Annotated in this window: 10 protein-coding genes; 6 read left to right on the top strand and 4 right to left on the bottom strand. The window is 65.6% G+C overall.

Annotated elements, in window-relative coordinates; genetic code table 11:
• Positions 1 to 843 precede the first annotated feature (843 nt).
• The gene (locus G6031_RS18770) at positions 844 to 1,041 is read right to left on the bottom strand and encodes a hypothetical protein (RefSeq protein ID WP_241737156.1); all 198 of its coding nucleotides are present in this window, start codon (positions 1,039 to 1,041) and stop codon (positions 844 to 846) included.
• A 281-nt stretch (positions 1,042 to 1,322) separates the two neighbouring features.
• Here G6031_RS18770 and G6031_RS02860 point away from each other — a divergent pair, with 281 nt between their 5' ends.
• Together G6031_RS02860 and G6031_RS02855 are read left to right on the top strand one after the other, a co-directional pair.
• The gene (locus tag G6031_RS02860) at positions 1,323 to 1,907 is read left to right on the top strand and encodes a hypothetical protein (RefSeq protein ID WP_182652380.1); all 585 of its coding nucleotides are present in this window, start codon (positions 1,323 to 1,325) and stop codon (positions 1,905 to 1,907) included.
• A complete protein-coding gene (locus tag G6031_RS02855; protein ID WP_182652379.1) occupies positions 1,907 to 2,536 on the top strand; it encodes an RES family NAD+ phosphorylase in 630 nt (209 codons plus the stop codon). Before G6031_RS02860 ends, G6031_RS02855 begins: the two co-directional genes overlap by 1 nt.
• Before the next feature lie 55 nt (positions 2,537 to 2,591).
• On the opposite strand, the gene G6031_RS02850 is transcribed toward G6031_RS02855, so the two are convergent.
• The 3 genes from G6031_RS02850 to G6031_RS02840 form a co-directional block, all read right to left on the bottom strand.
• Entirely contained in the window at positions 2,592 to 2,918 is a 327-nt protein-coding gene (locus G6031_RS02850; protein WP_182652378.1) for a hypothetical protein, read from the bottom strand.
• 365 nt (positions 2,919 to 3,283) lie between these two features.
• Positions 3,284 to 4,108: a hypothetical protein gene (locus G6031_RS02845; RefSeq protein ID WP_182652377.1), complete on the bottom strand. Its 825-nt coding sequence runs from the start codon at positions 4,106 to 4,108 to the stop codon at positions 3,284 to 3,286.
• A 100-nt stretch (positions 4,109 to 4,208) separates the two neighbouring features.
• Positions 4,209 to 4,616 carry a MerR family DNA-binding transcriptional regulator gene (locus G6031_RS02840; RefSeq protein WP_182652376.1) on the bottom strand — a complete coding sequence of 136 codons (408 nt, stop codon included), beginning with the start codon at positions 4,614 to 4,616 and terminating at the stop codon, positions 4,209 to 4,211.
• Between the two features lie 113 nt (positions 4,617 to 4,729).
• Between G6031_RS02840 and G6031_RS02835 the strand changes: the two genes are divergently transcribed.
• The 4 genes from G6031_RS02835 (at position 4,730) to G6031_RS02820 (ending at position 6,477) form a co-directional block, all read left to right on the top strand.
• Complete coding sequence (locus G6031_RS02835) at positions 4,730 to 5,290, top strand: NAD(P)H-dependent oxidoreductase (RefSeq protein ID WP_241737158.1); 561 nt, start codon at positions 4,730 to 4,732, stop codon at positions 5,288 to 5,290.
• A 73-nt stretch (positions 5,291 to 5,363) separates the two neighbouring features.
• Positions 5,364 to 5,861 (top strand): hypothetical protein, encoded by a 498-nt coding sequence (locus G6031_RS02830; protein ID WP_182652374.1) that lies wholly within the window; start codon positions 5,364 to 5,366, stop codon positions 5,859 to 5,861.
• Between the two features lie 56 nt (positions 5,862 to 5,917).
• On the top strand, positions 5,918 to 6,334 hold the full coding sequence (locus G6031_RS02825) for a hypothetical protein (RefSeq protein WP_182652373.1): 417 nt from the start codon (positions 5,918 to 5,920) through the stop codon (positions 6,332 to 6,334).
• On the top strand, positions 6,331 to 6,477 hold the full coding sequence (locus tag G6031_RS02820; RefSeq protein ID WP_182652372.1) for a hypothetical protein: 147 nt from the start codon (positions 6,331 to 6,333) through the stop codon (positions 6,475 to 6,477). Before G6031_RS02825 ends, G6031_RS02820 begins: the two co-directional genes overlap by 4 nt.
• Positions 6,478 to 6,539 lie beyond the last annotated feature (62 nt).

Here is a 6,539-nt window from a genome sequence, read left to right as displayed (position 1 = left end):
GAGGTGACCACCGATGACCTGATGCAACTACCCGCCTGACCACCAACGAAGGATCAAAAACCAGTTACACCACTACCAGGGGCTTGACCCCTGGTCATGGACCGGGACGTCAACGCCGCACGCAATATCGCCGCCCTGGCGGCCGTCCCCACGGAGGGTGGGGACGCAAAAGCACGTGGAGGCCCAGCGTCCGAGCCGCTACTCAGCGGCAACGATGCGGGACCGTCGAAGCGTGAAGGCCACTCCGGTGGTCACCGTTCGGGAGTGATCCCGAACCCATCCCAGAACGCGCGACTTCGGAGCAAAACTGCAGCGTAGCGAGTGTGCTCCCCACGCGAGCGGGGATTGTCCGGCCCGCCCAGCGACGAGGCAGGCCAACGCGAGGTGCTCCCCACGCGAGCGGGGATGGTCCGAACATGGCCATCGCCAGAAAGTTCTCTCTCCCGTGCTCCCCACGCGAGCGGGGATGGTCCCTCTCTGTTCACGACGCGCTCCAGTTCCCCCTGGTGCTCCCCACGCGAGCGGGGGTGGGCGCTTAGGGGTTTTTGAATACGTCGTGGTCGCCCACTCGACGCCAGCGGCAGCGTAGTTCGTTGTTGATGGTGACCAGTTCGAAGGTTGCTCGGCCGTCTGGGCTGGCGAACGACCAGGTCATTTCGAGGACTCCCGGAGCAGATCGGACGGTTTTTATGCGCAAAGAGCTAGGCCATGGGGTGGAGGGGTCTTTGGCGTAGGCGTCGCATGCAGGTGCGAATTTGTTTCGCACGACGGACTTGAATGCGTCGGCGTGTTCGCGTTTGAGTCGTTGGTAGTCGTTGTCGAAGGCGGGGGTGGTCTCGAACTTCACTCGGCGGCGTCGAGTGCGTCGAGGTGGTTGAGGAAGTCCTCGGTGGATGCGTGTAGTGCCACGTGGCCGGCGGCTACGTGCTCGTCGACTTCGCGCTCGCGTTCTTGCCACCGCTCGGCCCAGAACCAGCGCTGGTCGGCGGGGACGGGTAGTGCGGCCCGCAGCTCGATGACGCCGTCGTCGCGTGCGGTCATTTCCAGCTGCGCTCCTGGCTGGTCTAGGTGTAGCTGACGTCGGATGTCGGCGGGTATCGCGATGGTGCCGCGTCCCTGGATGCCTAAGTAGCGGGGTTTTCTCGTGGCTTTCATGCGTATAGCTTACGCCGTTGAGCAGCATAGCGGTAAAGCTGCAGGGCACTGCGTTGACACTGTGGGAGTGACAGGTGTGGCCCTACTAATTGACGACTTGCAGGTGTTATCGGCTGCTAGTTGCTGCTAGTCTTGGTGGTGGAATACCCCTCTGGCGAGGAGAAATTATGGACACTCTGGAAGATCGAAATGCAGCGTTGCTCGGGTCCGCGGTGCGCGAGTGGGCTCGCCGGTTTGGCTTGGAGTCGGAGGCGGATCTCGTGGCTCTGGCTTCGGAGCTGCGTGATGAGGCCCGCTGGCCGGTGTATTCGCCCCTGTCGGAGAGGGAGTCGGCGCTGATCGCCGAGCATGTTCGCGAGGTTCCGCAGGAGCGGCGTTTGGAGATGGCGACGTCGGCGATGGCGACGAAGGCCCGGTTGGACGCGGTGGCGCTGTCGTCGCAGCAGGCGGCGAAGAAGGTCCGGGTGGGTGCGGCGCGACTGCGTCAGATGGCTGACGAGGAGCGCATCTGGGCGTATCGGGATGGGGCGCAGTGGCGGATTCCGCTCACGCAGTTCCATGATGGCGAGTTGCTGCCCGGGTGGGAGCAGGTATGGGAGTTGATCCCCGGTTCGGCGGCGCCGGTGTCGGTGTACCGGTTCCTGACGATCGAGCGTGACGAGCTCGGTGGGTGGTCGGTGCGTGACTGGCTCGCTGCCGGAGAGTCGGTGGATCCGGTACTCGACTTGGCGCGCGGTTGGTACGGGCCCTGATGGTCGACAAAGTGTTCCCTCGGCCGGCCACCGTTCCACGGCCGGAGGATGGGGACTGTGTCCGCGTCGACGTCGACCAGGTGCTGTGGCGGTTGGTGTTCACCAGGGCGGAGCATGCACTGCAGTGGAACTCGCCCCGTGTGCACGGGCCGCACGCGAGGTTCGACCCCCACCCGCGGCCGATCGGCGATCGCTCGCGTGAGAGCGCCTGGTACGCGGCGGTGGATCCGGCGACAGCGCTGGGGGAGTGCTATCAGCGTGATCGCAGGATCGACACCAGGACCGATGACCCTTACCTGTACGCCCTGCGGTTGGAGCGGCCGGTGAGGTTGCTGGATCTGACAGCCGGGTCGACGTGGGTGGTTCGTGCCGGCGGGCACCATGGTCTTGCACACGAGCAGCACGCCGTGTCCCAGCACTGGGCTCGCGCGATCCGCGCCGCGGACCCGGACCTCGACGGTCTGATGTACCGGTCCAGCTACGGCCCAGCATCGTCAGTGGTGCTGTTCTCGCCGGCCACGGATGCACTATCTGCCGCGAAGCTCGAACTCGATCGACCGTTGCAGCACAAGGAGCTGCGAGGCCTGGTGGTTTCGGCGGCTGACATCCTGGGCTACGAGGTCGGCTAACTCGCCAGCGCGGCGCCGCTGGGGACGGTGTGGTTCGCCTGGACTCGCCCGTCGGTCAGTTGATTACGTCCAGACCGAGTTCGTACGCGAACTTCTCGACTGCCGGCCTCAGGACGGGGTGGGTCAGCGCCTCATTGAGGTCGGGTTGGGTCGCCACTGCCTGCTCGGCCGGCAACCACAGGGCGACCGCCCGCGCGGGGGGAATGTTCGACGAGGGATTGATCAACCCGTCGAGCTCGTCCGCGTACGTCGCGTGGATCTCCCGCGCCCACTCGCGAGAACGTGCCCGCACTCCTGACGAGATCGCCGCGTTGCCACCGGCCCGGGTGACCCAGTCTGAGTCGCCCAGGTCGAGCAGTCTCAGCTCCCGTGTGAAGCGCATCAACGCGAAGTGTGGGTCATCGCGTCGGAGTTCGACAACACCGCGGTCTCGATAGACCTCCGCCAGGCAGGTCTTGAGGACCGGGTAGATCTGACCGGTGGGGGACGGTATGGCCGCTGCTCCGTACATGACTGCGTGCTTGGGATGCAGCTTGGCTGGCTCGGGAGTGTGCGGGGTCGGTGGTCCGGGGTGAGGATCGAACCGAGCGCCTGTGGGACCCCAATGCCGGAAGGTGTACCAGTTCGTCGGATAGTCACCACCGACGCTGTAGATCCGCCCGACCAGTGTCCCCGCGGTCACCAGCCGCACATCTGATCCCTGTAGAGGCGGGAAGCGCGTCCGGTCGGGTGCGGGGAGCTGCTCGGTCACGGAATCTCGTAGGCCTGGTGCACAAGCTCGATAACCTCATCGGCCGGCCGCTCGGCTAGCAGCCACTCACGCGGCGAGACCGGCTCCCCGTCGACGGACAGGTCCGAGTGCGGTGAGGACATCAGGTGCTCGACTGAGATCAGGTCTACATCCTTCGGGAACGCCGGAGCGACATCGCGCCAGTTCGGCAGCTCGGCATCCTCGGTGAACTGGTAGGCGGGGAATCGACGTCCCTGCCCTACATTGTCCAGCGTGTGCAGCGTGCGTTTGGCGATGCGTTGCCTGATCCGACTATCTGACACGCCCAGAATGCGGCGCACATCTGCCATGGTCAGTGCATTCCGGCGTAACAGCTGCCGCTGCACCACCGCTTGTGTCGAACCTCGTTCGGCGGGTTCGGGTAGCTGATCGACGAACGACCCGCTCTCAACTAGGGCATCGACCGCCGCTGTCGGAAGCAGTCTCGCGGTATCCGAGGGGGGTGCATCCAACTGGTCGACCAGGTCCTCCAAGAGGGCGCTCACGTTCCCGCCTGTCTGGACGTTGAGCCGGTTCAACAGCTCGACCAGGTGCTGCATGCGATCAATCGGCTCAGCGGGACGGTCCGACTCGCCACTTATGGCTATAACGGCATATGCGGCCTCGGCCGCACGGTCTGCAGGGCCCATCATTCTTGGCCGGTTCAACCAGATGTCGATTGCGGGAAAGTGCTTGTCTAGCTCGGTGGTCGGCGGGAGGTGGAAGCGCGGGCTGTCTATCGCTTCTCCGAAGAGCCGCCCGAGCGAGTCGATCGCCAAGTCGTCGGCGCCGAACTGGTTCATTGCGCGCACCTCCCCTTGGCTAACGCTCTCACACATTGGTAACGACAGGTAGTGCCTGATTGTTTCCCGGCGACGAGCGCCATGGTTGAAGGAGGGGGTCTCAGTCGCCCGTCAGTTGGCACAGCTTCGTCCCTGACCTCAGGTCGCGGAGGTGGGCACGCAGTTGTGCCGTGCGGGCTTCCGCTTCCTCGACTAGGGCGTCGGCGACGCGGGTCCAGTCTGCCGGCGTCGGATCGGTGGGTAGGTCCGCGAAGAGATCAGCGATTTCCCGGACCGTCAGTCCTACGCGTTGCGCGAGTCGTGCGACGTTGATCCTGCACGCCGCGGACTCGTCGAACTGTCGCTGGTTTCCTGCTGTGCGCCGTGCGGTGATGACGCCGTTCTTCTCGTAGAAGCGCACGGCAGAGGGGGCGACGCCGCTCTCTCGCGCTATCTCGCCGACCGTATGCGTCGTGCCGTTCTTCGCCGGTGCGGCAGTCCGTTCGATCCGACTCTTGACCTCAACCATTGTTCAAGTTTTAGCGTTGGGGCATGCCTAGTCAAGAAGTCACCCCGCCGAACCCTCCCACCACGAACCGCCAGCCAGATTCCTCCGCCCCCCATCGCGAAACCGGCGACGCACTGAGAATCGGCATCGTCGTCGGGAGCACGCGACCGGGCCGCAAAGCCGAGGCGGTGTCGGGGTGGGTGCACGAGGCCGCCTCCCGTCGCGGCGACGCCCAGTTCAAGGTCCTTGACCTCGCCGACTTCGGCCTTCCACTGCTCGACGAGCCGGCGCCGCCGATCAGTGGCCAGATCACACACGAGCACACCCGCGTGTGGAGCTCAGCTGTGGGCGCATGCGACGGCTTCGTCTTCATCACCCCGGAGTACAACCACTCGACCTCGGGGGCACTGAAGAACGCCATCGACTTCCTCTACGCAGAGTGGAACGACAAGGCTTGCGGCTTCGTCAGCTACGGCGTCGATGGCGGCATACGTGCCGTGGAGCACCTGCGCGTGATCGCCGCCGAACTCAAACTCGCCGACGTGCGCACCCAGGTCGGTCTCAGCCTCTCCGCCATCGGCGCGGACGGCGTCCGAGCCGATGCCAGAGCGGCGCAGCAACTGTCGTCAATGCTCGACGAGACTGTCGCGTGGAGCGAGGCCCTGCGCCAGCTGCGTAGCGCCGCGGTGGCTTGACGTGCAGTCCTCAACGCCCCGTCTGCAGCGTGTGCTCGTGATTGGTCTGTCGCCGACAACGAACGGGGAGGTCGTGCAAGGCCTCCGGGCTCTTGGTATCGACGCCGTGGGCTGCACCCAACCCGACACCGCCGCGCAGCGCTTCGACGCGCAGGAGTTCGCGGTGATCGCCTTCGGCCGGGCCGTGCCCCGGCGACAGGCCGAGCGCCTCAAGCGGGCCTTCACTGAGCGGAATCGCGACATTCGCTTCGTCGACGCGTTCGGTCCTATCGCGGTGGCGCAGGTGCGGGGCGCCCTGAGGTCTCAACCGGGGGCGCCGGCCCTTCTCGAGCAGGTGACACTCTCCCCCGAGGGGCATGTCACCGCTCAAGTCATGGCCGCCTGCCGCGTCTCCGTCACCGTGTATCGAGAACCCACCGAGCAGGGAGTGAGCAACACGCAAGTCTTCGATGCCACTGTCGGAGAAGGCCCGTTGGTCGTTCCGATCGCCAGGCGCGATCTCGTCGATGCCTACAGTCTGGTCGTCCTCGCGGACGAGGACGAGTTCCACCACCTTCCCCTCTCACCATGACGGGCGAGGGGTGTCCGGGTGAGGTCGTAGCCTGGGGGCGTTGAAAGGAGGCCGTCGTGGTCGAGCAGGCGAGTGGTCCGATGCAGCACTGGCTGCGTGTGGTTGAGGGCGTGCAGGCCGACGCTGCAGGGGACGTGGTTCGTCGTGGATCCCCGCTTGATCTGTGGCGGTTGTCCGGGGTCAGGCAGATCAACGAGACCTGGTTCGAGTTCACGATGGAGGTAGACCCCGACAACGTGCGTGCGGAGCGGCTCGAGGCGTTGGGCCGGCGAGTGGTGGTGATCCGGGCGAACGCGGCTCGTATGCCAGCGCTGCGAAACGAGGCCGGGTACGAGCGGGGGAGAGAGAACTTTCTGGCGATGGCCACCTTCTTCCTCACCACCGCTGCCGTGGAGACGGCGCCTGACGCGATGGTCGAGGGGAAGCCGGCGTATGTGTGGCCGACCTGGATTCGAGAGGGGGCTGCGGCATGAGTGAGAGCAGGACCGACGCTCTGGCCGTCCTCGCGGAGGTGGCGTCGTGGGACCGTGTGGAAGCGGCGGGCGCGACTGATCACTCTTGGCCCGAGGGCGGCGACTCGGGCGAGTACAGAGAGGGCGGAGCAGGCGTCACGTGACGAACCGATAGAGGGGAAAGGGGAACGGGGGCGGATCCGAAGTGGATCCGCCCCCGTTCCCC

The sequence above is a fragment of the Dietzia sp. CQ4 genome (assembly GCF_014145125.1).
Taxonomy (GTDB): domain Bacteria; phylum Actinomycetota; class Actinomycetes; order Mycobacteriales; family Mycobacteriaceae; genus Dietzia; species Dietzia natronolimnaea.
Note: the sequence above shows the minus strand (reverse complement) of the source record. Positions and strands in the feature narration are given on the sequence as shown.